General features: G+C 72.9%; 24 protein-coding genes and 1 riboswitch. Of the genes, 15 read left to right on the top strand and 9 right to left on the bottom strand.

The window, feature by feature from the left end:
* Nucleotides 1–212: 212 nt before the first annotated feature.
* The gene (locus ACFQS1_RS19355; RefSeq protein ID WP_378970387.1) at nt 213–986 is read left to right on the top strand and encodes an inositol monophosphatase family protein; all 774 of its coding nucleotides are present in this window, start codon (nt 213–215) and stop codon (nt 984–986) included.
* Here ACFQS1_RS19355 and ACFQS1_RS19350 read toward each other — a convergent pair.
* The gene (locus tag ACFQS1_RS19350) at nt 983–1531 is read right to left on the bottom strand and encodes a LytR C-terminal domain-containing protein (RefSeq protein WP_378970111.1); all 549 of its coding nucleotides are present in this window, start codon (nt 1529–1531) and stop codon (nt 983–985) included. The two genes, ACFQS1_RS19355 and ACFQS1_RS19350, sit on opposite strands and share 4 nt — an antisense overlap.
* Before the next feature lie 366 nt (nt 1532–1897).
* Between ACFQS1_RS19350 and ACFQS1_RS19345 the strand changes: the two genes are divergently transcribed.
* Together ACFQS1_RS19345 and ACFQS1_RS19340 are read left to right on the top strand one after the other, a co-directional pair.
* On the top strand, nt 1898–2194 hold the full coding sequence (locus ACFQS1_RS19345) for a DUF4193 domain-containing protein (RefSeq protein WP_020512573.1): 297 nt from the start codon (nt 1898–1900) through the stop codon (nt 2192–2194).
* A 123-nt stretch (nt 2195–2317) separates the two neighbouring features.
* Entirely contained in the window at nt 2318–3208 is an 891-nt protein-coding gene (locus ACFQS1_RS19340; protein WP_378970108.1) for a hypothetical protein, read from the top strand.
* On the opposite strand, the gene ACFQS1_RS19335 is transcribed toward ACFQS1_RS19340, so the two are convergent.
* A complete protein-coding gene (locus ACFQS1_RS19335) occupies nt 3192–3680 on the bottom strand; it encodes a DUF3093 domain-containing protein (protein WP_378970106.1) in 489 nt (162 codons plus the stop codon). The genes ACFQS1_RS19340 and ACFQS1_RS19335 overlap by 17 nt on opposite strands.
* Before the next feature lie 68 nt (nt 3681–3748).
* Between ACFQS1_RS19335 and dut the strand changes: the two genes are divergently transcribed.
* Genes dut through ACFQS1_RS19315 form a run of 4 tightly spaced genes read left to right on the top strand, consistent with a single transcriptional unit; the run spans nt 3749 to nt 6087 of the window.
* The gene (dut, locus tag ACFQS1_RS19330) at nt 3749–4246 is read left to right on the top strand and encodes a dUTP diphosphatase (protein WP_378970104.1); all 498 of its coding nucleotides are present in this window, start codon (nt 3749–3751) and stop codon (nt 4244–4246) included.
* Nucleotides 4233–4907: a DUF3710 domain-containing protein gene (locus ACFQS1_RS19325; RefSeq protein WP_378970102.1), complete on the top strand. Its 675-nt coding sequence runs from the start codon at nt 4233–4235 to the stop codon at nt 4905–4907. The genes dut and ACFQS1_RS19325 overlap by 14 nt, the downstream gene beginning before the upstream one ends.
* Nucleotides 4908–4939: 32 nt before the next feature.
* Nucleotides 4940–5317 (top strand): OB-fold nucleic acid binding domain-containing protein, encoded by a 378-nt coding sequence (locus ACFQS1_RS19320; RefSeq protein WP_378970100.1) that lies wholly within the window; start codon nt 4940–4942, stop codon nt 5315–5317.
* Nucleotides 5314–6087, top strand: a complete 774-nt coding sequence (locus ACFQS1_RS19315; protein ID WP_378970098.1) for a DUF3159 domain-containing protein — start codon at nt 5314–5316, stop codon at nt 6085–6087. The genes ACFQS1_RS19320 and ACFQS1_RS19315 overlap by 4 nt, the downstream gene beginning before the upstream one ends.
* A gap of 990 nt (nt 6088–7077) precedes the next feature.
* Here ACFQS1_RS19315 and ACFQS1_RS19310 read toward each other — a convergent pair.
* Together ACFQS1_RS19310 and ACFQS1_RS19305 are read right to left on the bottom strand one after the other, a co-directional pair.
* The gene (locus ACFQS1_RS19310; RefSeq protein ID WP_378970096.1) at nt 7078–7764 is read right to left on the bottom strand and encodes a potassium channel family protein; all 687 of its coding nucleotides are present in this window, start codon (nt 7762–7764) and stop codon (nt 7078–7080) included.
* Entirely contained in the window at nt 7761–8426 is a 666-nt protein-coding gene (locus ACFQS1_RS19305) for a potassium channel family protein (RefSeq protein ID WP_378970094.1), read from the bottom strand. The genes ACFQS1_RS19310 and ACFQS1_RS19305 overlap by 4 nt, the downstream gene beginning before the upstream one ends.
* Before the next feature lie 113 nt (nt 8427–8539).
* Between ACFQS1_RS19305 and ACFQS1_RS19300 the strand changes: the two genes are divergently transcribed.
* Together ACFQS1_RS19300 and ACFQS1_RS19295 are read left to right on the top strand one after the other, a co-directional pair.
* Nucleotides 8540–10579 carry an APC family permease gene (locus ACFQS1_RS19300; RefSeq protein WP_378970092.1) on the top strand — a complete coding sequence of 680 codons (2040 nt, stop codon included), beginning with the start codon at nt 8540–8542 and terminating at the stop codon, nt 10577–10579.
* A gap of 37 nt (nt 10580–10616) precedes the next feature.
* Nucleotides 10617–11897: a class I SAM-dependent RNA methyltransferase gene (locus tag ACFQS1_RS19295; RefSeq protein ID WP_378970090.1), complete on the top strand. Its 1281-nt coding sequence runs from the start codon at nt 10617–10619 to the stop codon at nt 11895–11897.
* A 144-nt stretch (nt 11898–12041) separates the two neighbouring features.
* On the opposite strand, the gene ACFQS1_RS19290 is transcribed toward ACFQS1_RS19295, so the two are convergent.
* The 4 genes from ACFQS1_RS19290 to ACFQS1_RS19275 are packed head-to-tail and all read right to left on the bottom strand — an operon-like array spanning nt 12042 to nt 15005.
* Nucleotides 12042–12716 (bottom strand): hypothetical protein, encoded by a 675-nt coding sequence (locus ACFQS1_RS19290; RefSeq protein WP_378970088.1) that lies wholly within the window; start codon nt 12714–12716, stop codon nt 12042–12044.
* Entirely contained in the window at nt 12713–13780 is a 1068-nt protein-coding gene (locus tag ACFQS1_RS19285) for an ATP-binding cassette domain-containing protein (RefSeq protein WP_378970086.1), read from the bottom strand. Before ACFQS1_RS19285 ends, ACFQS1_RS19290 begins: the two co-directional genes overlap by 4 nt.
* Nucleotides 13777–14112, bottom strand: coding sequence for a PadR family transcriptional regulator (locus ACFQS1_RS19280; protein WP_378970084.1), 336 nt, complete (start codon nt 14110–14112; stop codon nt 13777–13779). Before ACFQS1_RS19280 ends, ACFQS1_RS19285 begins: the two co-directional genes overlap by 4 nt.
* A 35-nt stretch (nt 14113–14147) precedes the next feature.
* The gene (locus tag ACFQS1_RS19275) at nt 14148–15005 is read right to left on the bottom strand and encodes a bifunctional 5,10-methylenetetrahydrofolate dehydrogenase/5,10-methenyltetrahydrofolate cyclohydrolase (RefSeq protein WP_378970082.1); all 858 of its coding nucleotides are present in this window, start codon (nt 15003–15005) and stop codon (nt 14148–14150) included.
* 15 nt (nt 15006–15020) lie between these two features.
* A riboswitch (ZMP/ZTP riboswitch) is annotated at nt 15021–15101 on the bottom strand.
* Between the two features lie 131 nt (nt 15102–15232).
* Between ACFQS1_RS19275 and dxs the strand changes: the two genes are divergently transcribed.
* From dxs to ACFQS1_RS19245, 6 genes are all read left to right on the top strand, one after another.
* Nucleotides 15233–17179 (top strand): 1-deoxy-D-xylulose-5-phosphate synthase, encoded by a 1947-nt coding sequence (dxs, locus tag ACFQS1_RS19270; protein ID WP_378970080.1) that lies wholly within the window; start codon nt 15233–15235, stop codon nt 17177–17179.
* Nucleotides 17180–17247: 68 nt separating this feature from the next.
* Nucleotides 17248–18543, top strand: coding sequence for an outer membrane protein assembly factor BamB family protein (locus ACFQS1_RS19265; RefSeq protein ID WP_378970078.1), 1296 nt, complete (start codon nt 17248–17250; stop codon nt 18541–18543).
* A gap of 5 nt (nt 18544–18548) precedes the next feature.
* Nucleotides 18549–19910: a PQQ-binding-like beta-propeller repeat protein gene (locus tag ACFQS1_RS19260; RefSeq protein ID WP_378970076.1), complete on the top strand. Its 1362-nt coding sequence runs from the start codon at nt 18549–18551 to the stop codon at nt 19908–19910.
* A gap of 32 nt (nt 19911–19942) precedes the next feature.
* Nucleotides 19943–21262 carry an outer membrane protein assembly factor BamB family protein gene (locus ACFQS1_RS19255; RefSeq protein ID WP_378970074.1) on the top strand — a complete coding sequence of 440 codons (1320 nt, stop codon included), beginning with the start codon at nt 19943–19945 and terminating at the stop codon, nt 21260–21262.
* A 71-nt stretch (nt 21263–21333) separates the two neighbouring features.
* The gene (locus tag ACFQS1_RS19250; protein ID WP_378970072.1) at nt 21334–22008 is read left to right on the top strand and encodes a response regulator transcription factor; all 675 of its coding nucleotides are present in this window, start codon (nt 21334–21336) and stop codon (nt 22006–22008) included.
* The gene (locus ACFQS1_RS19245; RefSeq protein WP_378970070.1) at nt 22005–23240 is read left to right on the top strand and encodes a sensor histidine kinase; all 1236 of its coding nucleotides are present in this window, start codon (nt 22005–22007) and stop codon (nt 23238–23240) included. The genes ACFQS1_RS19250 and ACFQS1_RS19245 overlap by 4 nt, the downstream gene beginning before the upstream one ends.
* A gap of 4 nt (nt 23241–23244) precedes the next feature.
* Here ACFQS1_RS19245 and ACFQS1_RS19240 read toward each other — a convergent pair whose 3' ends face one another.
* The gene (locus ACFQS1_RS19240; RefSeq protein ID WP_378970068.1) at nt 23245–23997 is read right to left on the bottom strand and encodes a DUF2637 domain-containing protein; all 753 of its coding nucleotides are present in this window, start codon (nt 23995–23997) and stop codon (nt 23245–23247) included.
* Between the last annotated feature and the right edge of the window lie 66 nt (nt 23998–24063).

The following is a 24063-nucleotide window of genomic DNA, read 5'->3' as shown; positions in this document are numbered from 1 at the left end:
TGGCCGGTGTTGGTGTGGGGACCCCCGGGACGCTCTCTTACGTTCGCGAAGCGGTGGGTAGGCGTGAATTGTAGCGCCGTCCGGTGAGATCCTCCCGCCGCAGCACGCCGCAGGGGGTCGCCGACCTCGCCGGAGACTCTTGGCGCGAGAATGGTATCGGCGGAAAGGGCGAACAAGTGAGCGAGTTTCCGGCGGCCGGCGAGCTGCTTTCGATGGCCGTGCCGATCGCGCGCGAGGCCGCGGCGACCGCGCGGCGGATGCGGTCCGCGGCGATCACCGATGTCGAGACCAAGAGCACGCGTACGGACGTGGTGACGGCCGCCGATCGGGCGGTCGAGCGCCAGGTGGTGGACGCCCTGCGTGCGGCGCGTCCCGCGGACGGCGTGTTGGGTGAGGAGTACGGCGAGTCGCCGGTTGCCGAGGGCGCCGTGCGGTGGATCCTCGACCCGATCGACGGGACCGTGAACTACCTGTACGGCATACCGGCGTACGCGGTGTCGCTGGCCGCCGAGGTGGACGGCGTGGTGGTCGCCGGCGTCGTGATCAACGCGGCCACCGGCGACGAATGGACCGCGACTCGCGGCGGCGGCGCCTGGCGGGCCGGGCGGCGGCTGCGCTGCTCCTCCCAGGAGAATTTGGCGCAAGCTCTGCTCGGCACCGGTTTCGGCTACGACGCCAAGCGCCGGGCCCATCAGGGCGCGGTCGTGGCCCAATTGATCACCCGGGTGCGGGACATCCGGCGGATCGGCGCGGCGTCGCTCGATCTGTGCTCGGTCGGCGAGGGCGTTCTCGACGCATATTTCGAGAAAGGTCTCAATCCGTGGGACCACGCGGCCGGCGGGCTGGTCGCCACCGAGGCCGGCGCGATCGTCCGCGGGCTCCAGGGCGCCCCGCCCAGCCTCGAGATGGTCGTGGCCGCTCCGCCCGCCCTCTTCGGGCCGCTGGAAGCCGCGCTGGTCGAGCTGGACGCGGCCGGCGGGGCCTAGGAGTCGTCGTCCTTCTTCTTGACCGGCTTGATGCAGGCGCCCGGCGGCAGGGTCGGCTCGCCGACCTCGACCAGCGACTGGTTGACCTCGGTCGTCGTGGCGAGCTGCCGGAACTGGCTGCCGATCACGATGTCGATCGTGGCGCCCTTGCGCTTGGCGTTGTACTCCATCTTCGACTGGGCCAGGAAGTACGCCCGGAGCAGCTGGGCCCGCCCGACCGCGTCCGGGCCGAACCGGATCTCGGCGACGCCCTTGTACTTGGTCTTGCTCTCGGCCGGCTTCTGCACGGTGAAGCGCCGGTTCTTGAACTCGTTGGTGACGCTGTCGGCCAGCCCGGGGGTGTTCGTGCCGTTGAGGATGCGTACGGTTACCTCGGCCGGATCGTCCGGCAGCGTCACGTCGGCGAGCGGGGCGCCCGCGGGGCAATCCTCTCCGTTCACCACGTCGCCCTGCGAGTCGCGGACCAGGGCGGTCACGACGAAGACCACCGCGGCCACGGCGAGCACGCCAACGACGACGAGCGCTCGGACGCGGGCAAAGCTCATGGGGCTGGCTCCAGGATTGGGTGAGACGGCCGCGGGGGACGCGGCGCCTGTCGGGAGGCGCGGTGCCTGTCGAGAGGTTAGCGTCTGTGCGCCAGGCATGCGGAAACAGGGAATCCCTCCGGCGCGCCGACGATGATCCAGAGCGTTTCGCCCCTACTTTGATGTCGCCTCGGTCACATCGGGAACAATGGGCCGCCTGTATGCGTACAACTCTGCCGCGACGCAGGTAAGGTTCCGCGCTCGCCGGGGCAGTTTCCAGAGGTCAGTACGAGTTGTCAGAAATCGTCCGGCGGAACCGGGAACCGAAACCTCGTCACCGGCGTTACTAACGCCAAGTGACTCATCGATACAGGAGAGTGAAAACCGATGGCCACCGACTACGACGCCCCGCGTCGCGATGAGGTCGACCTCGGCGAGGACAGCCTCGAGGAGCTCAAGGCCCGTCGCGCCGACTCGCAGTCGGGCTCAGTGGACGTCGACGAGGTCGAGGTGGCGGAAAGCTTCGAGCTGCCCGGCGCCGACCTGGCCGACGAGGAACTGACCGTCAAGGTGCTGCCCATGCAGCAAGACGAGTTCCGCTGCGCCCGTTGTTTCCTCGTGCACCACCGCAGCCAGCTGGCCGCGGAGCGCAACGGGGAGCTGATCTGCCGCGAGTGCGCCTGACCGGCGTTCTCGCGCGCAGCGCACCACCGGCCGCGCTCCCGACCGGACCGTGCTGGTTTCAATGGGGGACACGACCGGGCATCAGGCTTTCCAGCTGATGCCACGCACCACGGGGAGGACACCATGAGCCACCCTTCGCCGGAGGCCGAACCGGGCGCCGCCACGCCCGCCGAGGCCGACGTCAACGGCGACACGGAGCTGGGCACGACCGCCGAGCTGGGCAGGACCGCCGAGCCGGGCCGGACCGTGGAACCGGGCACGGACCTGGAACCCGGCCAGGACGCGGAACTGGGCCAGACGGTCGCGGCATTGACCGCCGACGACCTCGAGCCGGCGACCCGGCGCGAGCTGCTCGGCCGCCTCGTCGGCGACATCCGCCGGCGTGGGCTGGGCCAGCTGTTCCGTCCCAAGGCCGCGCTGCGCTGGATGGCCGACGCGGTCACCGACGTGGCGCCGCACGTCCCGATCCGCGATCGGGCCACGCTCCACCGCCACTTCCCCGGCCTGAGCGACGACGACCTGGCCGAGCGCCTGATCCGCAACGCCGCGCGGTCCACCGCCGGGATCGGCGCGGTCGGCGGCGGCGTGGCCGCCGTCGAGTGGGTCGCCACGCCCACGCTGCTCTCGATGCCGGTGCTGCTGGCCGCCGAGACGGTCGCGGTGGTGGCGATCGAGCTGAAGCTCCTCGGCGAGTTGCACGAGGCCTACCACCAGCCGATCGCCGGCGGTCCCGGCCAGCGTGCGCTCGCGCTGCTCCAGTCGTGGTCGCAGCAGCGCGGGATCAACCCGCTGCTGCCCGGCGTGGGGGTGGCCACCGTGCTGGGCACGGCCGCCCGCCGTGACCTGCAGAACAGCCTGCTGCGCCGGTTCGGCCGCAGCCTGAGCACGCTGGGGCCGCTGCTCACCGGCGCCGCCGTCGCCGGTTATCTCAACCGGCGCGCCACCCGGGCGCTGGGCGAGCACGTCAGCAAGGACCTCCGCCGGTCGCGGCCCAGGATCATCGAGTCTTCCTGACCTGGTCGAGCAGCGCGGTCGCCAGCTCCACCGGGCGCCGCGTGCTGATCAGCCAGAACGGCGTGGGATCGGCCGGGTCGTCGAGCAGCACCTGCACCGCGGGGCCGATCCACGGCCGCTGGATGACGAAGGCCATCGGATGGGCGCCGACGCCGAGGGCCTCGCGCTTGCCGGCGGCGTCCAGAGCCACCACATCGGAGATCACCGCGAGCGGCAGCCGGGCGTCGTCGACCTGGAGCTCGTCGGCGGTCACCGTCACCCGGATGCGGCCGAACCAGAGCAGCAGGGCCGCGGTGAGCGGCAACAGCACGGCGAACGGCAGCCAGCCCGGGGCCTCGGGGAAGCCGAGCAGGATCTCGAAGCCGACGATCAGGTCGACCGCCAGCGCGGCCAGCCAGGACCACCACGAGAGACCCAGCCGCTCGGTGTAGGCGGCCGGTGCGGTGCTGCGCGCGGGGGACTGCGGTGTCACCCTGGAAGGGTACGACGCGCCTGAAGAAAGCGGGCACGGCAGTATGGCAGGGTGGGTGCCCGGCCTTGATGAAGGAAGCTGCCTTGACCGACGTTGTCATCCCGATCCGCAGGCTCGATCCCGGCCTGCCGCTCCCGGCCTATGCGCACCCGGGCGACGCCGGCGCCGACCTGGTCGCCGCCGAGGACGTGACGCTCCACCCCGGTGGGCGGGCCACCGTGCGCACGGGCATTGCGGTGGCGATCCCCGAGGGCTACGTCGGTCTCGTCCACCCGCGGTCCGGGCTGGCGGCCCGGCTGGGTGTCACGGTGCTCAACGCGCCCGGTACGGTCGACGCGGGCTACCGCGGCGAGGTTCTGGTCATCCTGGTGAACCACGACCGCGAGCAGACTGTCAAGATCTCACGCGGCGACCGCATCGCCCAGCTGGTCGTCCAGCGGGTCGAGCGGGCCGTGTTCCACGTGGTCGACACCCTCGACGACACCGCGCGCGGTGCCGGCGGCACGGGATCGACCGGCGGGCACCAGTCTTTGATCACGGAAGGTGGCAGTGATGTTCTCCCGTAAGCGCCCCAAGCACGTGCGTGCCGCCGACGCGCCGCCGTCCGAGGCGCTCGCGCAGAGTCTCGTGGCCGACGACGAGGGCCCGGCCCCGGCGACCGGCCCCTGGGACGCCAAGCACGCGCCCGAGGGGGTGCAGCGGCTCGACCTGGGCAGCCTGCAGATCCCCGCGATCGAGGGCGTCGAGGTGCGGGTGCAGGCCAACCCGGACGGCGGCGTCGAGCAGGTCGTGCTGGTCGACGGCGACAGCGCGCTCCAGCTGGGCGTGTTCGCGGCGCCGCGCACCGAGGGCATCTGGGACGAGGTCCGCGCCGAGATCGCCCAGGCGATGACCGCCGACGGCGTCTCGCCGCGCGAGGTCCAGGGGCCGTACGGCGCCGAGCTCACCGCGCGGGTCACCACCCCGGAGGGCCCGGCCGACGTGCGATTCGTCGGCGTGGACGGGCCGCGCTGGATGGTGCGGGCGCTCTACCAGGGCGCGGCGGCGGCCAACCCGGGCCGCGAGGGCGCGCTCGGCGAGGTGCTCTCCGGGCTGGTGGTCATCCGCGACGCGGAGGCCCGCCCGGTGCGCGAGGCGCTGCCGCTCCGGCTGCCCAAGGAGATGCACGATCAGGCGGCGGCCGCGCAGGCCCAGGAGGAGCAGGGACCGAACGGCCACCACCGGTGATTCGGCGCACCTGACGGCGTACCGTGGTTGCCATGTCCACCGATGAGCGCACCGGTCTGCGCAGGTTCCTCGACCGGCTGACCGCCAGCGACTCGGAGCTCGACGCCGAGCGGCTGCAGCGAGAGAGCGCGAAATGCGGCGCCATGCCGGTCGGCCAGTGCAACCGGGGACAGGTCGTCTCGGTGTCCGGCCGGTTGCGCACGGTGGCGTACACTCCTCGGACCAACCTGCCGACGCTGGAGGCCGACCTCTACGACGGCAGCGACGTGGTCACGCTCGTCTTCCTGGGCCGCCGGTCGATCGCCGGCATCGAGCCCGGCAGGCAGCTCACCGCGCGTGGCCGGATAGCCATCCGGGATGACCGCAAGGTCATCTACAACCCGTACTACGAGCTGGAGGCGCCCCGGTGACACCCGGCAGCGAGCCGCCGCGTCACGCCGCGCAGGAAACCGTGGAGGAACGGCTCGCGGAGGAGGTCGTGGAGGAGCTGGACCTCCATCCGGTGCCTTCGGACGAGGACGACGAGCCCTTTCCCTCGATGAGCGAGCAGATCGCCGAGCAGTTGGGCGGCGTCCGCGGGCTGGTCGAGTCGAGCCTCCCGGTTCTGGCGTTCGTGCTGTTCAACGTGGTGCTCGGGGACGCCGTCCTCGGCCTGGACAAAAAGACGGCGCTGTACTGGGCGATCGCCGGGTCGGTGATCTCGGCCGTCGGCATCGGCGTGTTCCGCCTGATGCGCAAGCAGCCGGTGCGGCACGCGGTCAACGGTCTGTTCGGCATCGCGATCGGCGCGTTCCTGGCCTGGCGCACCGGCGAGGCCAAGGACTTCTACCTCCCCGGCATCCTGCTGACGTTCGGGCAGGCGGCGGTGCTGTTGCTCTCGGTGGTGGTGCGCAAGCCGATCATCGGGTACGCCTGGGGGATCATGGCCAACAAGGGCCATCAGGACTGGTTCGGCAACACGCGGCTGTTCCGCACCTTCCAGTGGCTGACCCTGGTGTGGGTGCTGTCGCTGTCGCTGCGGGCCGGCATCCAGTATTACCTGTGGGCTCTGGGCGAGGCGAACGCGCTGGGCATCGTCCGGATCCTGATCAGCTGGCCCATCTACGCGGCCACCTTCGCCTTCACGGCCTGGGCCATCCACCGCGTCACCAGCACCCAGAAGGACATCGCGCCGGCGTAGGCCTTGGCGGTTTGGTCGCTCAGCTTTATCGGTACGGGCGACGACCGTCCACAACCGCAGACGACGCCGTGCCCGCCGCGCGACGCGAGGCGCGCGCGGGGTACGGCCTGTGTCGCGACCGCCGGGCTGAGCTCGGTGGCGCCGCCCGCCGGCCCCCGCTCACCCTGACTGACGCGCCCCGTCGGCCGCGCGCTGCGGGCTCGCGCTCGTGCGCGGTCACGTTCGTGTTGCCCGCCGCGGGCCCGGGCTCGTGCGCGGTCACCTTCGTGCGGCCCGCCGCAGGCCCCGGCTCGTGCGTGGTCACGTTCGTGCGGCCCGCCGCGGTGGGGTGGTGGCTGGGCCGGGCTGCCATGGGCTGGCCCGCGCATGCTCACCGTGAGCGCGGCCCGTTGCGGCGCCGTCGTGGCGATCCGTACCCGCCGCCCGCTCGGCCTCCGTCTGCCACCAATGCGTAGATCTTGTTGAGTTGCCGTTCGCGCCGAACGGATACTCACCATCGCCGGTCGCCCTCGATCAACAGCCGCCAGATATACCCGATATTTCCGGCAGGCGTCTCACATGGTGAGCGGATCGTCCCAGGCACCGCGACACGCGGCCACGACATGGGAACGCGTCCCTCTGGCTGAACGCGCTCGCCACATCGTGGGATCCGAGGCCGGCCAGCGCGACGGGCCGCACCCCGCCGCGCCCACCCAACCCCCCGGGCCATGGCAAGCAGCCCAGCCTGCTGATCACCGCAAGTTTTCGATCTTCGCAGCGCCCACAATCCATCCCCCGCCCCGGCGCTTGGGCGGGGTCCAGTAGAGCAGGTGGGTACGACAAGAAATCGTCGCCGTCCACAGGGGCGGCTCGGGCCCGACTACCAGGGCGATGCCCGGCCATCGGCACCCGCACGCGCACCGCGGTGTGACGCGGGTCGGGTGCCGACTGCGGTTGGGGACGGCGTACGCCGTACGGAAAATGCGGTTTTGCGGAGGCGCCGGGCGGAAGTCAGCCGCCCAGCTCGCGGCCCTCGGTGCCGAGGATGACCGCGCGGATCTGATCTTCGACCTCGGTGGTGCAGACGAAGATGAGCTCGTCGCCGGCCTCGAGCGGATCGTCGGCGGTGGGTACCACCACCCGCTTGCCGCGCAGGATGGCCACCAGGGCGGCGTCGCGGGGGAGCGGGACGCTGCGGACCGGCTTGCCCTCGTAGGGGGCGTGACGGGGCAGGGTGATCTCGACCAGGTTGGCCTCGCCCTGGCGGAAGGTCATGAGGCGGACCAGGTCGCCGACCGTGACCGCCTCCTCCACCAGCGCGGCCATCAGGCGGGGCTTGCTGACCGAGACGTCGACGCCCCACTGCTCGGTGAACAGCCACTCGTTCTCGGCGCGATTAACCCGGGCGACCACTCTCGGCACCGCGAACTCGGTCTTGGCCAGCAGCGAGACCACCAGGTTGACCTTGTCGTCGCCGGTGGCCGCCACCACGACGTCGCAGCCGGCCACGTCGGCCTCCTCGAGGCTGGACAGCTCGCAGGCGTCGGCCAGCACCCACTCGGCCTCGGGCACTCGCTCGGGGCGCAGCTGGCGGGGCTGCCGCTCGATCAGCATGACGCTGTGGCCGTTGCCGATCAGCTCCTGCGCGATCGACCGGCCGACGTTGCCGGCCCCGGCGATGGCGATCCGCATGGTCACTGCCCTTCCCTGTGCGATCCGGCGGCGATGTCCAGCACATCGCCGACGGTGTCGTCGGTGACCAGCAGGAAGATCTGGTCGCCGTCCTGGATGACGGTGGACGGCGTGCCGAGCATGCCCATCCCGAAGCGCATCAGGTAGGCCACCCGGGCGCCGGTGGCCTCCTCCAGGGTCTTCAGCGGGCGGCCCACCCAGTCGCGGTGGATCGGCGCCTCGACGATCGAGATCACGCTGGTCGGGTCGCGGAACACCTCGACGGTGCCCTCGGGCACGAGGTGGCGCACCATCCGGTCGGCGGCCCAGCGGATCGTGGCCACCGTGGGGATGCCGAGCCGCTCGTACACCTGGGCGCGGCGCGAGTCGTAGATGCGGGCGACGACCCGGGACACGCCGAAGGTCTCGCGGGCCAGCCGGGCCGAGATGATGTTGGAGTTGTCGCCGCTGGAGACCGCGGCGAACGCGTCGGCGCGCTCGATGCCGGCCGCCCGCATGACGTCGCGGTCGAAGCCGACGCCGGTGACCGTGATGCCGCCGAAATCCGAGCCGAGACGGCGGAACGCGTCCGCGTTCTGGTCGATCACCGCGACCGAGTGGCCGCGGCTCTCGAGGTTGTGCGCGAGCGTGGAGCCGAGCCGGCCACACCCCATGATCACCACGTGCACGTGTCGTGCCCTCCCGGGTCAATGCTGACATGTGTGAGCGTGCCATGCCCCCGCGGCGGACGGCGGCCGGGGCGGGGCACACCGCGGGTGGACCGGCCGTACTCTTGGCACTCGTGGCCAGTTCGACCTCCCTCGCCAAGCGATTGCTGCTGGGCCGACCGTTCCGCTCCGACCGGTTGCAGCACACGCTGCTGCCGAAGCGGATCGCGCTGCCCGTCTTCGCCAGCGACGCGCTGTCGAGCGTGGCGTACGCGCCCGACGAGATCCTGCTGACCCTCTCGATCGCCGGTGCGAGCGCCTTCGTGATCTCGCCCTGGATCGCCCTCGCCGTCGGGGTCGTGATGATCACCGTGGTGGCCAGCTACCGGCAGAACGTGCACGCCTACCCCTCCGGCGGCGGCGACTACGAGGTCGCCACGGTCAACCTCGGCCCGCGGGCCGGCCTGGGCGTGGCCAGCGCCCTCCTCGTCGACTACATCCTCACCGTGGCCGTGTCGACCTCGTCCGGGGTGGCGGCGCTGGGCGCGGTGTGGCCGCTGGCCAAGAACAACCCGGTCGCGTTCTGCGTCGGCGGGATCGTCATCCTCACCGCGCTCAACCTGCGCGGCCTGCGCGAGGCGGGCATCGCCTTCGCCGTTCCGACGTACGCGTTCATCGTGGTCATCATCGGCGTGATCCTCACCGGCCTGGTCCGCGAGTTCGTCCTCGGCCAGGAGCTGCGCGCCCCCTCGGCCGGACTGGTGATCACCGCCGAGCACGGCCACCTGACCAGCTTCGCCTTCGTCTACCTGCTGTTACGCACGTTCTCCTCGGGCTGTGCGGCGCTCACCGGGGTCGAGGCGATCTCCAACGGGGTGCCCGCGTTCAAGCCGCCGAAGAGCAAGAACGCGGCGACCACGCTGCTGCTGCTCGGCGTGACCGCGATCATCATGCTGGTCGGCATCGTGGTGCTGTCCCGCCGCACGCACCTGCAGTTCGTCGAGGACCAGAGCACCCAGATCGTCTCCGGGCCGCCCGGATACGACCAGAAGCCGGTCGTCGCCCAGCTGGCCGAGACCGTCTTCGGGCACGGGTCGCCGCTGCTCTATCTGGTTTCCGCGGTGACCGCGCTCATCCTGTTCCTGGCCGCGAACACCGCCTTCAACGGCTTCCCGGTGCTCGGCTCGATCCTCGCCCAGGACCGCTACCTGCCCCGCCAGCTGCACACCCGCGGCGACCGGCTGGCCTTCTCCAACGGCATCATCTTCCTGGCCGGGGCGGCGATCGTGCTGGTCATCGCGTTCCAGGCGGAGACCACCCGGCTCATCCAGCTCTACATCGTGGGCGTGTTCGTCTCGTTCACGCTGTCCCAGGGCGGCATGATCCGGCACTGGAACCGGCTGCTGCGCACCCAGCGCGATCCCGCGCGCCGCAGCCGGATGAAGCGCTCCCGCGCGATCAACGCGTTCGGCATGGGCCTGACCGGCGCCGTGCTGATCGTCGTGCTGATCACGAAGTTCCTGCTCGGCGCGTGGATCGCGATCGCCGCGATGGTGGTCATCTACGTGACCATGCTCGGCATCCGCAAGCACTACACGCGGGTCGCCCAGGAGCTGCAGCCGACCGACGAGCGCCCGGTGCTGCCCAGCCGCAACCACGCGGTCGTGCTGGTCAGCAAGGTGCACATGCCGACGCTGCGGGCGGTCGCCTACGCCCAGGCGACCCGCCCCGACACGCTCACCGCGGTCACCGTCAACGTCGACGACAAGGACACCCGCACCATCCAGCAGGAGTGGGAGCGCCGCCAGATCCCGGTGCCGCTCACGGTGGTCGACTCGCCCTACCGCGAGATCACCCGCCCGATCATCGACTTCGTCAAGGGCATCCGCCGCGGCTCGCCGCGCGACGTGGTCACCGTCTTCGTGCCCGAGTATGTGGTCGGCCGCTGGTGGGAGAACCTGCTGCACAACCAGAGCGCGTTGCGCATCAAGGGCCGGCTGCTGTTCGAGCCCGGCGTGATGGTGACCAGCGTGCCGTGGCAGCTGCGGTCCAGCCAGGACCGTGACCTGGAGCGTTTCGACCGCGGCCTGAGCCGTGCCCCGCAGCGTGGCCCGCGGGCCCGCACCGAACCGCCACCCGACCCGGCCGAGCCGGCCGAGGACGCACACACATGACCGATCCCAGTGTTGATCTCGTCGAGGGCGCACATACATGACCGATCCCAGTCTTGATCTCGTCGAGGGCGACCGCGTGGAAGTCGAGGTCGGCGCGCCCGCCCACGGCGGGCATTGTGTGGCGCGTCTGGACGGTCGCGTGCTGTTCGTGCGCCATGCCCTGCCCGGCGAGCGCGTCACCGCCGAGATCACCGAGCGCCACCGCGGCTACCTGCGCGCCGACGCCGTCGAGATCCACACGCCGTCGCCGGCCCGGGTCCGGCCCCCGTGCCCCTACGCTCATCCCGGTGGTTGCGGTGGGTGCGACCTGCAGCACGTGGCCGGCGACGCGCAGCTGCGGTGGAAGGGCCAGGTGGTCGAGGAACAGCTCCGGCGCTTGGCCGGGCTTTCCTTATCCGTACGGGTCGAGGAGCTCCCGACCGCAACAGCGGGGGACCGCCTGCTCGGGTGGCGCAGCCGGGTCCGCTACGCCGTCGACGCCGCCGGTCGCCCCGGCCTGTTGCAGCACCGCTCGCACCAGGTCGTACCGATCGACCGCTGCTTGATCGCGCACCCGGCCATCCAGGAGCTCGACCTGCTGCGGCGCGAGTGGCCCGACGCCGACGCGCTGGAGGCCGTCGCCTCGACCGGCGGCGACGTGGTGGCTCTGGCCCGGGCGGCCGGAAGCGGGCCGCTGCCGGCCGAGGATCCCACCGAGCCCGGCATCGCGGCCGGTGGGCGCGTTCGGCTCGCCGGCCCGGACGAGGTCGACGAGGTGGCGGCGGGACGGCGCTGGCGTGTGCCCCCGGAGGGCTTCTGGCAGATCCACCCGGCCGCCGCCGACACGCTCGCCGCGGCGGTCGTCGATCTCCTGCGGCCCGCCGCGGGCGAGGTCACCTGGGATCTCTACGGCGGCGCCGGGCTGTTCGCGGCGGCCGTCGCCGATCGCACGGGGGCCCGCACCACGCTGGTCGAGTCGTCGCCGATCGGCTGCGCCGCGGCCCGCGCCAACCTGGCCGATCTCGCCATGGTCGAGATCGTCGAGGCCCGGGTCGAGACGGCCCTGCACCGGCGCCGCGTCATTGGCCCGGTCGACTTGGTCGTGCTCGACCCGCCGCGCTCGGGTGCCGGAGCGCGGGTGGTGCGAGGCATCGCGGCGGCCCGGCCCCGGGCGGTCGCCTATGTCGCCTGCGACCCTGCCGCCCTGGCCCGGGACATCGGCACGTTTCTTTCGCTCGGCTGGCGGCTGACCACATTGCGCTCCTTCGATTGCTTTCCGATGACGCAGCACATCGAGTGTGTCGCGCTTCTCGAGCCCGCGCATCGGACCGTGGTCTGACATTCCCGGGTCCGATGTGCATACCTGGGTCCGATGTGGCCGGGCCCGTTCTCCGGCATCGTTGACCGCGAACGACAGGCGGTGCATCGTCCTCCGCGGACGACAGGCGGTGCACCGTTGTCCGCGGACGACAGGAGGTGAGGTCTAAGGCTCCAGGTAGCGAGGCAGGCGCAGGCGCCAGGCGAACAGCGCGTAGGTGCCGCCCGCACAGATCAGCCAGGTGATGGCGGCGTGCAGGAGGGCCCGCCACAGGTAGCCTGAGTCGGCGCCGTCGACGACGTAGGTGCCCAGCTCGCGGGCCGACCAGAAGGGCATCAGGCGGGCCGCCAGGCCGGCCGGGTCGGCCAGCATCTGCACCGCGCAGATGCTCAGCAGGGCCAGCGCTCCTTCCAGCTCGCGGGGGAGGACCGCGGCGACGAGGCTGCCCAGCGGGGCGGCGATGGCGGCCGTCAGCGCCATCATCAGGCCGGCCGCCAGCGGACGGTCGAGGCGCTGGTCGGCTTCGGCCAGTGCCCAGTATCCGGCGGCCAGGGCCACGCCGCCGCTGGTGAGGGCGAGCAGCCGGCCGCCGATGACGTCGAGGACGGAGGCGCCGGTCAGGCGCAGGCGGGGGTCGATGCCGCGGGCGGCGTTGACCACGAAGAGGGTGAGCGTGGAGACCGCCCAGCCGATGCCGAGGGTCAGCATGCGGATCGACTGACCTTCCAGATCGCGGCGCACCAGATAAAACCACAGGGGAAGGCTGACGACGAGAGCCAGCGCCACGCGCCGGCGGCCGACCTCGCGCGCGGAGAGGGCCGCCACCACGAGCGCGGTCATTGGGCGGCTCCCAAGTCGTGGACGTGGTTGACGTGCTGCAGGTCGTGCAGCAGGTGGGTGACCACCACGACCGCCTTGCCGGCGTCGCGCCAGGCCAGGACCTGCTTCCAGAAGTCGAGGTAGGTGCCCTGGTCGAAGCCCTGGTAGGGCTCGTCCAGCAGGAGCAGGTCGGGGGCGTGCAGCTCGCCGAGGACCAGGTTGAGCTTCTGCCGGGTGCCGCCGGAGAGGTGCTGGGCGAGCTGGCCGGGCTCGGGGCGCCAGGCCAGGCGGGCGGCCAGATGTTCGCCGGTCGAGCCGGCCCGGCGGGCGGCGAGGCCGGCCGCGGCGCCGAAGAGCCGGAAGTGCTCGCCGGCGGTGAGCCAGCCGGCGGTGCCGCCGTCCTGCGGGACAAAGCCGACCCGGCGGGTGCGGTGGACCGTGCCCGTGGTGGGGCGGGTCAGGCCGGCGCAGATGCGCAGCAGGGTGGACTTGCCGCAGCCGTTGGCGCCGACGATCGCGGTCACCTCGCCCGCCCGGACGGTCAGGTCGACGCCGGAGAAGACGGTGCGGCGGCGGTAGCGCTTGCCCACGCCGGTCAGCCGCAGCCGGACGGCGCCCGGCTGGATGGCGCCGGGCCGAACCGCGCCGGGCTGGATGGCGCCCGGCTGGATGGCGCCCGGCTGGATGGCGCCCGGCTGGGTGGCGCCCGGCTGGGTGGCGCGAGGCGGGACGGCGGCGGGCGGGGCGGCGGTGTTGAGCTCGGTCAGCAGGTGCCGGGCGTAGAGATGGGCCGGGCCGAAGAGGGCGTCCGGCGCGGTGGCGGACTCGGCGGCCTGCTGGGCGGTCTCCTCGGCGAGCCGGCGCGCGCGGGCTGGCTGCAGGCCGAGCCGCAGCAGCTCGTCCTCGAAGCGGCCGGTCCAGCCGCCTCGGCCGCCGGTCCGGTCGCCTCGGCCGCCGGTCCGGTCGCCTCGGCCGCCGGTCCAGCCGTCTCCGCCGCCGGTCCAGCCGTCTCGGTCGCCGGTCGGGTCGCCGCGGCCGTCTCGGTCGCCGGCCGGGTCGGGCAGGCCAGGCGGTGTGCCGCTCATCGTGCGGCTCCGGCGGTCACCAGCAGGTCGATGCCGTCGCGGAAGCGCTGCCACTCGGCGACCTGGGCGTCGAGGGCGGCCCGCCCGGCCTCGGTGACCGCGTAGTACTTGCGGCGCGGGCCGGACTCGGACGGCTGCCAGCGGGGCTCGGCCAGGCCCTGCTGCTCCAGGCGCAGCAGGGCCGGGTACAGCGTGCCGCCGGGCACGTCGGCGACGCCGGCCGCGGTCAGGCGCTGGGCCAGGCCGTAGCCGTAGTCGGGGCGTTCTCGCAGCATCGCGAGCAGGCACAGGTCGAGGAAGCCATGCAGCCATGGCCGTGGCGCGGTCACCATGGCTAGGTAGGCTACCTGCTAACCAGAGAGCCTGACTAGCTGGCGCGCTCGGCGGCCTGGATCGCGTTGCGGAAGAGCATGGCGACCGTGGTCGGGCCGACGCCGCCGACCCGGGGCGTGATCGCGCCGGCCACCTCGGCGCAGGACTCGTCCACGTCGGGGAGCAGGCGGCGGCCCTCGTAGCGGACACCCGCGCCGATGACGACCGCGCCCGGCCGTACGTGCTCGGGCTGGATGATGCCGGGGACGCCGGCCGCGGCCACCAGGATGTCGGCCCGCTGGGTGTAGCGCGGCCAGTCCTTCACCCCGGTGTGCACCACCGTCACCGCGGCGTTGGCGGTCGGGCGCTTCTGGGCCAGCAGCATGGCCAGCGGGCGGCCCAGGGTGGCGCCGCGGCCCAGGATGACCACCTCGCGGCCGGAGACCGGGATCTCGTGGTGGGCCAGCAGCGTCTCGATGCCGGCCGGCGTGCAGGGAAGCGGGCCGGGCAGGCCCAGCGCCAGGCGGCCCATGTTGAGCGGGTGCATGCCGTCGACGTCCTTGTCGGGGTCGAGGGTCTGCAGGGCCGCGTCGTAGTCCAGGTGGCCGGGGATCGGGTACTGGATGAGCACGCCGTGCACGGCCCGGTCGGCGTTGAACTCGTCGATCACCCGCAGCAGGTCCGGCTGGGTGGCGTCGGCCGGCAGGTGCCGGTGCGGCGAGGCGAAGCCCAGCTCGGCGGCCTGGCGCTGCTTGATGCGGATGTAGCCGGCGCTGGCGTCGTCGTCGCCGACCAGGATGGTGGCGAGGCTCGGGACGACGCCGCGCTCGCGGAGCTTGGCGGCACGGACGGTCACGTCGGCCAGGACGGCCTCGGCGACGGGAGCGCCGGGCAGGAGACGGGCGGAAGGCATACGGGCTCCTCGAGGCACGGGAACCCAGGCGGTCGATTCCCGTGGCCGGCTCCCCGATGGTCACCCATCCCCGTGCCGCCAGTCGCGCAGAGGCCTCCCAGGATGCCATATCGCCACGCTTGTGAGGGAAGTCACCGATCTCGGTGATGTGCAGGTTGTGTGTAGGACCAGGCTCTGTATGTTCGCGCGGCGTGCGCCCCTGCCCTGCGCCGATAGACTTCGCATCCATGAGCGAAGCCCACCCCGCCTCGACCGGCCTGCTGGCGTCCATCACCTGTCCGGGTGACCTCAAGCGCCTCACCCCCGAGCAGCTGACCCTGCTGGCCGCCGAGATCCGCGACTTCCTGGTGGCCAAGGTGTCCCGCACCGGCGGCCACCTGGGACCCAACCTGGGCGTCGTGGAGACCACCCTGGCCCTGCACCGGGTCTTCGAGTCCCCGCGGGACAGCCTGCTTTTCGACACCGGCCACCAGGCGTACGTTCACAAGATCGTCACCGGCCGGCAGGACGGCTTCGACCTGCTCCGCCAGCGCGGCGGGCTCTCCGGCTACCCGAGCCGGGCCGAGAGCGAGCACGACTACATCGAGAACTCGCACGCCTCCACCGCCCTGTCCTACGCCGACGGCCTGTCCAAGGCGTACACGCTGCGCGGCGAGGAGCGGCACGTGGTGGCCGTGGTCGGCGACGGCGCGCTCACCGGCGGCATGTGCTGGGAGGCGCTCAACAACATCGCCGCGGCGGAAAACCGGCTGGTCATCGTCGTCAACGACAACGGCCGGTCGTACGCGCCGACCATCGGCGGCCTCGCCGACCACCTCTCCACGCTTCGCCTCAACCCGGGCTACGAGCGGGTGCTCGACCTGGTGAAGGACGCGCTCGGCTCGACCCCGGTGGTGGGCAAGCCGGTCTACGAGGTGCTGCACGCGGTCAAGAAGGGCATCAAGGACGCGGTCAGCCCGCAGCCGATGTTCGAGGACCTCGGCATCAAGTACATCGGCCCGGTCGACGGCCACGACGTCGTCGCCATGGAGTCGGCGCTGCGCCGGGCCAAGGGCTTCAACGCGCCGGTCATCGTGCACGCGGTGACCCGCAAGGGCTACGGCTACCGCCCGGCCGAGCTCGACGAGGCCGACCGCCTGCACGGCCCGGGCAGCGCCTTCGACGTCGAGACCGGCAAGCTGCTGGCCAAGCCGTCGGTGAAGTGGACGCATGTCTTCGCCGAGGAGCTCGTGCACATCGCCGACGAGCGCCCCGACATCGTGGGCATCACGGCGGCGATGGCCGAGCCGACCGGGATCGCCGCGCTCGCCCGCAAATACCCCGAGCGGACGTACGACGTGGGCATCGCCGAGCAGCACGCGGCGACCAGCGCGGCCGGCCTGGCCATGGGCGGCCTGCACCCGGTGGTCGCGGTCTACGCGACGTTCCTGAACCGGGCGTTCGACCAGGTGCTGCTCGACGTGGCGATGCACCGGCTGCCGGTGACCTTCGTGCTCGACCGGGCCGGCATCACCGGGCCGGACGGCCCGAGCCACTACGGCATCTGGGACATGAGCGTCTTCGGCGTGGTGCCGGGCCTGCGGATCGCGGCGCCGCGGGACGCGGCCACGCTGCGCGAGGAGCTGCGGGAGGCGGTCGCGGTCGACGACGGGCCCACGATCGTACGATTCCCGACCGGTTCCGTGGCGCCGGCGACTCCCGCCGTGCGCCGCTTCGGCCAGGTCGACGTGCTGCGCGAGGACGACCGCAAGGACGTGCTGCTGGTGCCGGTGGGCTCGTTCGCCGGGCTGGGTCTCGAGGTCGCCGACCGGCTGGCCGAGCAGGGCTACGGCGTGACGGTGGTCGACCCGCGCTGGGTGCGCCCGGTGCCGATCGAGCTGATCGGCCTGGCCGGCCAGCACCGCATGGTGGTCACCCTGGAGGACGGCGTGCGGGCCGGCGGCGTCGGCGACGCGGTGGCGAGCGCGCTGCGCGACGCGGCGGTCGACGTGCCGCTGCGCGACTTCGGCGTGCCCACCGGCTTCCACCCGCACGGCAGCCGCGCCGAGATCCTCGCCGCGCTCGGCCTGACGGCGCAGGACATCGCCCGCGACGTCACCGAGTGGGTCTCCCGCCTGGAGGACGCGGCCGAGCCGCACAGCGCCCTGGGGGGACCCGCACGGGAGAAAGCCTAAACGCCCCATAGGCGGCTGAACGGGACCGTTGCCCGGCGGTTCCGTTACCCAGTCGTTATTTTTGGGCGATGAGTGACGTGGTAGTCATCGATCTTGGTCTCGAGCGTGGGGAGCCATCCACGTACGATCGCCCGGGCCGGCCGACCACCCCGATCTGGTTTCCCGCCGCGGTGCTGGCGGCGCTCGTACTGCTGCTGACCGCGGGCTCGGTGGCGCCCGCGAAGTCGCCGCTCTCCACCGTCTTCCGGCTGCAGGTCGGCCCGGCCGACACGTACGCGATGACCGACGACGGCCAGTTGCTCGCGCAGACCTTCGGGCTGCTCACCTCGTACAACCTCAGCGACGGGCGGCTGCGGTGGCAGGCCGGGCAATCGACGCCCGCCTACCGGCTGCGGCTCTCCGACGACATCGTGCTGATGCGGCCGTGGACGACCGGCAACACCGAGCCGGGCACCACCGCCGTCTCCACGTTCACCGGCGGCACCATGTGGGAGCGCCCGGGCAACGTCGTCAACATTGCCGGCTCGTCGGCGCTGCTCGCGGTCTCGTCGGTGCGCGGCCTCAGCGGCGCCGGCCGCCGGGTGCAGGGCCCGATCGACGCGGTCGACCCGGCCACCGGGCGCACCCGGTGGACCGTGCGGGTGCCGTCGACCGCGGTGCTGCTCGGCGTGCCCGGCGCCGGCGACGACGAGTCCCGGATGCTGCTCGTGCACGACGACCGGACGCTCGCGATCCACGACCTGAGCACCGGCAAGGTCCTGGTCAGTCGCAAGGTGCCGGCCGCCGGCTACAACCCGTCCAACCCGGTGGTGGCCGGTGGGCGGATCCTGCTGCGGCACCCCGGCATCGTCGGCGGCGAGATCTCCGCCTTCGACCCGGTCACGCTCAAGCAGGTCTGGACCGAGCCCGCCGAGGACTCGTACCGGATCCAGCCGTGCGGCATCAACGCCTGCCTCAGCGGCTCGGACGGCGTACGCGCGATCGACCCGTTCACCGGTGACACCCTGTGGCGGCAGCCCACCTGGCACAGCGTCACCCAGTACGGGCAGATGTTCGTCGCGTTCGGCGACCCGGACGAGACCTCGCCGCTCGGCGTGATCGACCCGCGGACCGGCGCCCTGCAGGTCAGGCTGCGCGGCTGGCGCCCGGTCAGCGGCGCCGGCGCGGACGGCGGGCTGCTGCTCACCCGGGCCGCCGACGGGGGAAGTCGTACCATGGTCGCCGTCGCCCGGCCGGGCGACACCAGTCCGCGCGTGCTCGACGCGCTGCCGCGGGGCACCGGCGAGTGCCAGGCGGCCCCCACCCGGCTGGTCTGCCGGACGATGTACGGCGAGCTGGTCGTCTGGGCGTACCGGGAGGGGTAGGAGCGTTGGCGCTGATCGAGCTGGACCTGACCACCCAGCCCGACCCGGCGCCCGGCTCGCTGCCACCCGCCCACCGGTACCGGATCCCCGGCCTACTCCTCGCAGCCGTGCTGCTGCTGGCGCTCGGCGGCGCCTCGACCGGCGCGCCCACCCTCTGGCGGCACCTCGGCGCGGTGCCGCCGCCGGTCGGCGCCGAGACCCAGCACCGGCTGATCGGCGACCGCGTCTACACGGTGGCCTCGACCGGCGGCGAGCTGATCACCACGGCCTGGCGGCTCGACTCGCCGCCGCGCCGGCTGTGGACTGCGCGCTTCCCGGCCCGGCTGACCGGCCCCGACGAGGTCACCTACCGCGGCGTGGAGGTCCGGCAGTCCGGCGACGTGGTGCTGCTCTCGGACGGGCCGGCCACCACCGTGGTCGACGCGGCCACCGGCGCGGTCCGCTGGCGCTCCCCGGTCGGCGTCATCCCGCTGGCCGGCGGCCGGATCGGCATCACGCAGACCCCGCTGTTCCGCCCCGGCACCGTCTACGACCAGGCCTCGGGCGAGCCCGGCCTGCTCTACTTCTCGGCCTCCGGTGAGCCGCATGTCGAGCCGCCGGTGCGCACCGAGATCCGCGGCGTCGACCTGCGCACCGGCCGGACGCTCTGGACCGGCGCGGCCGGCGGCTCGATCAACGTCTTCGCCGCGCCCGGCGACGCCGCGGCCGCGCTCGTGCTCGCCTCCGACCGGCTGGAGCGGATCGACGGCGACACCGGCGCGATCGCCCGGGCGCTCCGAATGCCCAAGATCGGCGACAGCGGGCCGGCCGGCGGCTCGCTCGCCGACGGCCTGTTGCTGGTCCGCTACGGCGACTACGCGTTCGACGGGCACGAGGTCGCCTACGACCCCGGCACGCTCGCCAAGCGGTGGCAGCGGTCGGTGCCCGAGGTGCTGCTCGACCCGCCCGACTGCGACGGCCTGCTGTGCGCCGGGCCCCGCTCGGCGCTCGACGTGCTCGACCCGGCCACCGGCCGGGCCGCCTGGCGGGCGCCGGCCGGGGTCGACCTCGGCGAGCACGACGGGTACGTGCTGGAGAAGAACCCGGACACCGGCGCGCCGCTGCGCCTGGCCGACCGGGACACCGGCACGACCCGCATCGACCTGGCCGGCTGGGACGGCGCCCTGACCGGCCACCCCGACCGGCCGCTGGTGCTGCGCCGCAGCCTAGACGGCGGAAAGAGCGCGTTCGGCGTCGTGCTCGCCGGCCGGGACAGGGTGCAGTTGCTCGGCGAGAGCGCCGGCCCGGTCAGCGGCTGCACCTCCGACCGGCATTACGTGATGTGCCGCGGGAACGAGGGCCTCGAGGTCTGGGCGTACACCCCCTGACCCTGCACAATGGGTGCACCGTGAGTCACGTCATGATCGATCTCGATGAGGTGCCGGAGCACCTCGCCTCGACGGCCGCCCGGCCGCCGGTGCCGTACCGCGCGTTGCTCGGCGCGCTCTCGGTCGTGATGCTCGCTCTGCTCGCCGGCGCGACCCACCCGGCGCCGCAGCAGCAGCCCACGGTGATCCCGGCCCGCCTCGGCGACACCTTCCGCCTCGACGGCGACTTCATGTACGTGATCGGCACCGGCGGGGTGGACAGCTTCGACGAGGTGCGCGACCGGGTCATCACCACGTACCGGCTGCCGGCGGTGCGGATGGTCAGCCGCACCACCGTCCCGATTCCCGGCACGGTGGTCGACGTCGATCAGGCCAGCGACACCGTCATCGTGGGCTACCAGCTCAACGCCAGCGGCAGCCAGGCGACCGTGGCCTACCCGGCCGGCGGTGGCCCGATGCGGTGGACGCGGAGCGCACGCTTCGTCGCCGCCTCCGAGGCCGACGGGATCGCCCTGCTCAGCGCCGACAACGGCGACATCGCGATCGACCTCGCCACCGGGCAGGAGCGCTGGCGGGTCGATCGCCCGGCCGCGGGGTTCCTCGCCGAGAGCGGCGCCCGCGCCGACGGCGGCTATCCCGACTGGCTGGTCGCGTTCTCCGATGCCCGCGTCCGGAGCTGGGACGCGCGCACCGGCCGCCCGATCGCCTCGGCCACCGTGCCGAGCAACCACCTCGACGGGATGATCTGGCCGGTCAGCTCGTTCCTGCTGATCAACGCGGGCGAGGGCGGCTTCGAGGGGTACCACCTGCCCGGCCTGCGGCCGCTCTGGCACACGCCGGTCGACCTCCGGCAGAGCTGGATGCAGACCGACTGCGGCTCGGTGATCTGCACGTTCCGCCAGCAGCGCGGGATGAGCGTGCTCGACCCGGCCGACGGTCACCTGCTCTGGGACTCCGACCGGTGGGTGTACGCGCGGCCGCTCGGGCCGTACCTGCTGGCCACCGCCGACGACGGCGGGCGGGCCGCGTTGTCCGTCCTCGACCCGGCCACCGGGCGGGTGCTGGGCGACTTCGGCGCCTGGCAGGGCCTCGGCGTGGCCGGCGACAGCGGCCTGATCTGGGGGCAGCGCGCGGCGCCCGGCAGTTATCAGGTCTTCTACGGTCTGCTCGACCCGGCCGATCGGTCGGTGCGGGTGCTGGGCCGCGCCGACCGCGTCTCGGGCGGCTGCGAGACCAGCGCCGTGCCGCCGCCGGCCCCCGGTTCGCCGGAGGGGGCGACGGGCCAGCGCACCGCGGGGGTCATGGTCTGCCGGCTGGTCGACGCCTCGGTCGCGGTCTGGCAGCTTCGGTAGCCTTCTCTTACGGCCTCTTCACATCGGCTCGGGGAGGCTGATGCCCTGCGGTGGCGATGGAGGCTGGACCGGTGCGCGTGCTGGTGGTGGAAGACGAGCGGAACCTGTGCGACGCGATCGCCCGCGGGCTGCGCCGCAAGGGCATGGCGGTCGACGTGGCGTACGACGGGCTCGAAGGCCACGAGATGGCCTACGTGACCCGCTACGACGTTGTGGTCCTCGACCGCGACCTGCCCGGCAAGCACGGCGACGAGATCTGCGCCGACCTGGTCGCCTCCGGCGCGCTGACCCGGGTGCTGATGCTCACCGCCAGCGGCACGGTCGCCGACCGGGTCGAGGGGCTGCAGCTCGGCGCCGACGACTACCTGGCCAAGCCGTTCGCGTTCGAGGAGCTGGTGGCCCGGGTGCAGGCGCTCGGCCGGCGGGCCACCCCCGCTGCCCCGCCGGTGCTGACCGTCGGCAACCTGATCCTCGACCAGACCCGCCGGGTGGTCACCCGCGGCGGCGTGCCGATCGAGCTCACCAACAAAGAGTTCGGCGTGCTCGAGGAGCTGTTGAAGGCCCGCGGCGGCGTGGTGTCCAGCGAGGAGCTGCTCGAACGCGTCTGGGATGCGAACACCGACCCGTTCACCACCACGGTGCGGGTCACCGTCATGACGTTGCGCAAGAAGGTCGGCGACCCGCCGCTGATCGAGACCGTGGTCGGCGCCGGATACCGCGTGCCCGAGCCGGTCGGCCTCTCATGACCGTCTACCTCGGGCGCAGCCGGCGAAAGCTGGAGCTCAGCCTCCGGCCCACGCTGCGGCTGCGGCTCACCCTGCTCAACGGGATCCTGCTGATCGGCGCCGGCGCGATCCTGGTGCTGCTCGCCTGGCTGCTGGTCGGCGACGCCATGCACCCGGTCGACGCCCTCCGGCCCGGTTCCACGGTCACGCTCGCCGACGGCAACACCCGCGACGCGATCGCCTGGCAGACCACGGTGGTCGACCGGGCCTCCCGCGAGGTGCTGGTCAAGGGACTGGTGGCGCTGGTCGCCATCGGCATCATCGGCATCGCCGGGGCGTACGCGGTGGCCGGGCGGGCGCTTCGGCCGCTGCACGCGGTCACCCAGACCGCCCAGCGTCTCGGCGAGGAGACCCTCGACCAGCGCATCCGGTACTCGGGCGCGGACGACGAGGTGGCCGAGCTGGCCCGCACCTTCGACGCCATGCTCGACCGGCTGGCCGGTGCGTTCGAATCGCAGAAGAGATTCGTGGCCAACGCGTCGCACGAGCTGCGCACCCCGCTCGCCGTGATGCGGACCGAGATCGACGTGACCCTCAGCGACGACGAGGCCGACGTGGCCGAGTACCGCCGGATGGCCAAGGTGGTGCGCAACGCCTCCGAGCGGGCCAACGGGCTGGTCGACGCGTTGCTGGTGCTGGCCCGGTCGGAGGCGCAGTCCGGCCGCCGGTTGGTGCGCAAGGTGCCGGCCGACCTGGCGACCAGCGTCTCCAACGCGCTGTCCGCGGTGAAGGCCGAGGCCGAGCGGCTCAAGCTGGACGTCACCACCGACCTGCAGCCGGCGCCGGTGGTGGGCGACCCGAGCCTGCTCGACCGGCTGGCCGGCAACCTGATCGAGAACGCGATCCGCTACAACCACCTGCTGGGCAAGCTGTGGCTGCGCACCGAGATGGCGAACGGCCAGGCCCGGCTGATCGTCGGCAACACCGGGTACGAGGTCGAGCCGGGCGACGTCCCCGGGCTGTTCGAGCCGTTCCGCCGGGGCGGGTGGGAGCGCACCGGGTCGCGTGGGTCCGGTTTGGGGCTGTCGATCGTCCGGGCGGTCTGCGACGCCCACGGCGGGACGGTGTCGGCGGTCGCCCAGCCGGGCGGCGGGCTCGAGGTGACGGTGGCACTGCCGACGGCGGACGCGACCCCGGTGGTGGCGGCGTCGGCGTCGGTCCCGCGCGGCAAGAACGTCGGCCTCGCGTCCTGAAGGGTCAGGCCGCCAGGGTGTGGTCGCCGGCCGCGGCCTCGCGGCGCACCGTGCGCCAGCGCGACGGGCTGATGCCGAGCTCGGCGGCGATCTCGGTCTCGGTCAGCGACGGGCGCTCGGCCTTGATGCGGTTGGCCAGGGCGACGGTCTCGGCGGGGGAGCGGCGCTCCTTCTTGGCGGACGTCCCCGGCTTCGCGGCGCCTCGGGTGGCGCTGGTGCCCGGGCCGGTGGCCGCCCGCGCGGTGGAACCGGCTTGGCTGGTGGCCGCACGGGAGGCGGCGGTGCCGCGCTGGGCGGGGACGGTGCGGCCCGAGGTGGCGGTGCCGCGCTGGGCGGGGACGGCGCGGCCCGAGGTGGCCGGCCGGCGGGTCGGGGCCGGGGTGAATGCGGGGGTCTCGCTGGTGCCGTGGGTGAGGGCGGCGGCGATCTGGGTGCGGGCCCGGGGGTCCATCGCGGCACGGCCGCGCTGGCCGACGGCGCCGATGGAGGGGGTGGGGATCAGACCGGGGATTGCCGGTTCGGGCGGGGCCTCGGACCGGCTCGGCATCGCGACGCCGGGGGCCGGCTGGGCCGCGGTGGCGGAGCTTGCCGCGGCGGTGGCCTCCTGGCTCTCCAGGGACGAGATGCGGCCGGCCAGCTCGACCAGGCAGATGCTGGCCACCACGATGAGGCCGTCGACCGAGAGGGGCAGCAGGTAGGGCGAGGCGCCGGTCTCGCCGTAGCGGGCGGCGACGCCGGCCATGTGCCAGTACGACACCGTGCGCCGCGAGGCGCCGCAAGATCGAGTGGAGGTGTGAGACCGCCACCGCCGTTCTGTCGCAGC

Source organism: Paractinoplanes rhizophilus, from assembly GCF_042664765.1.
GTDB lineage: Bacteria > Actinomycetota > Actinomycetes > Mycobacteriales > Micromonosporaceae > Actinoplanes > Actinoplanes rhizophilus.
This window is presented reverse-complemented; position numbering and strand designations above follow the sequence as displayed.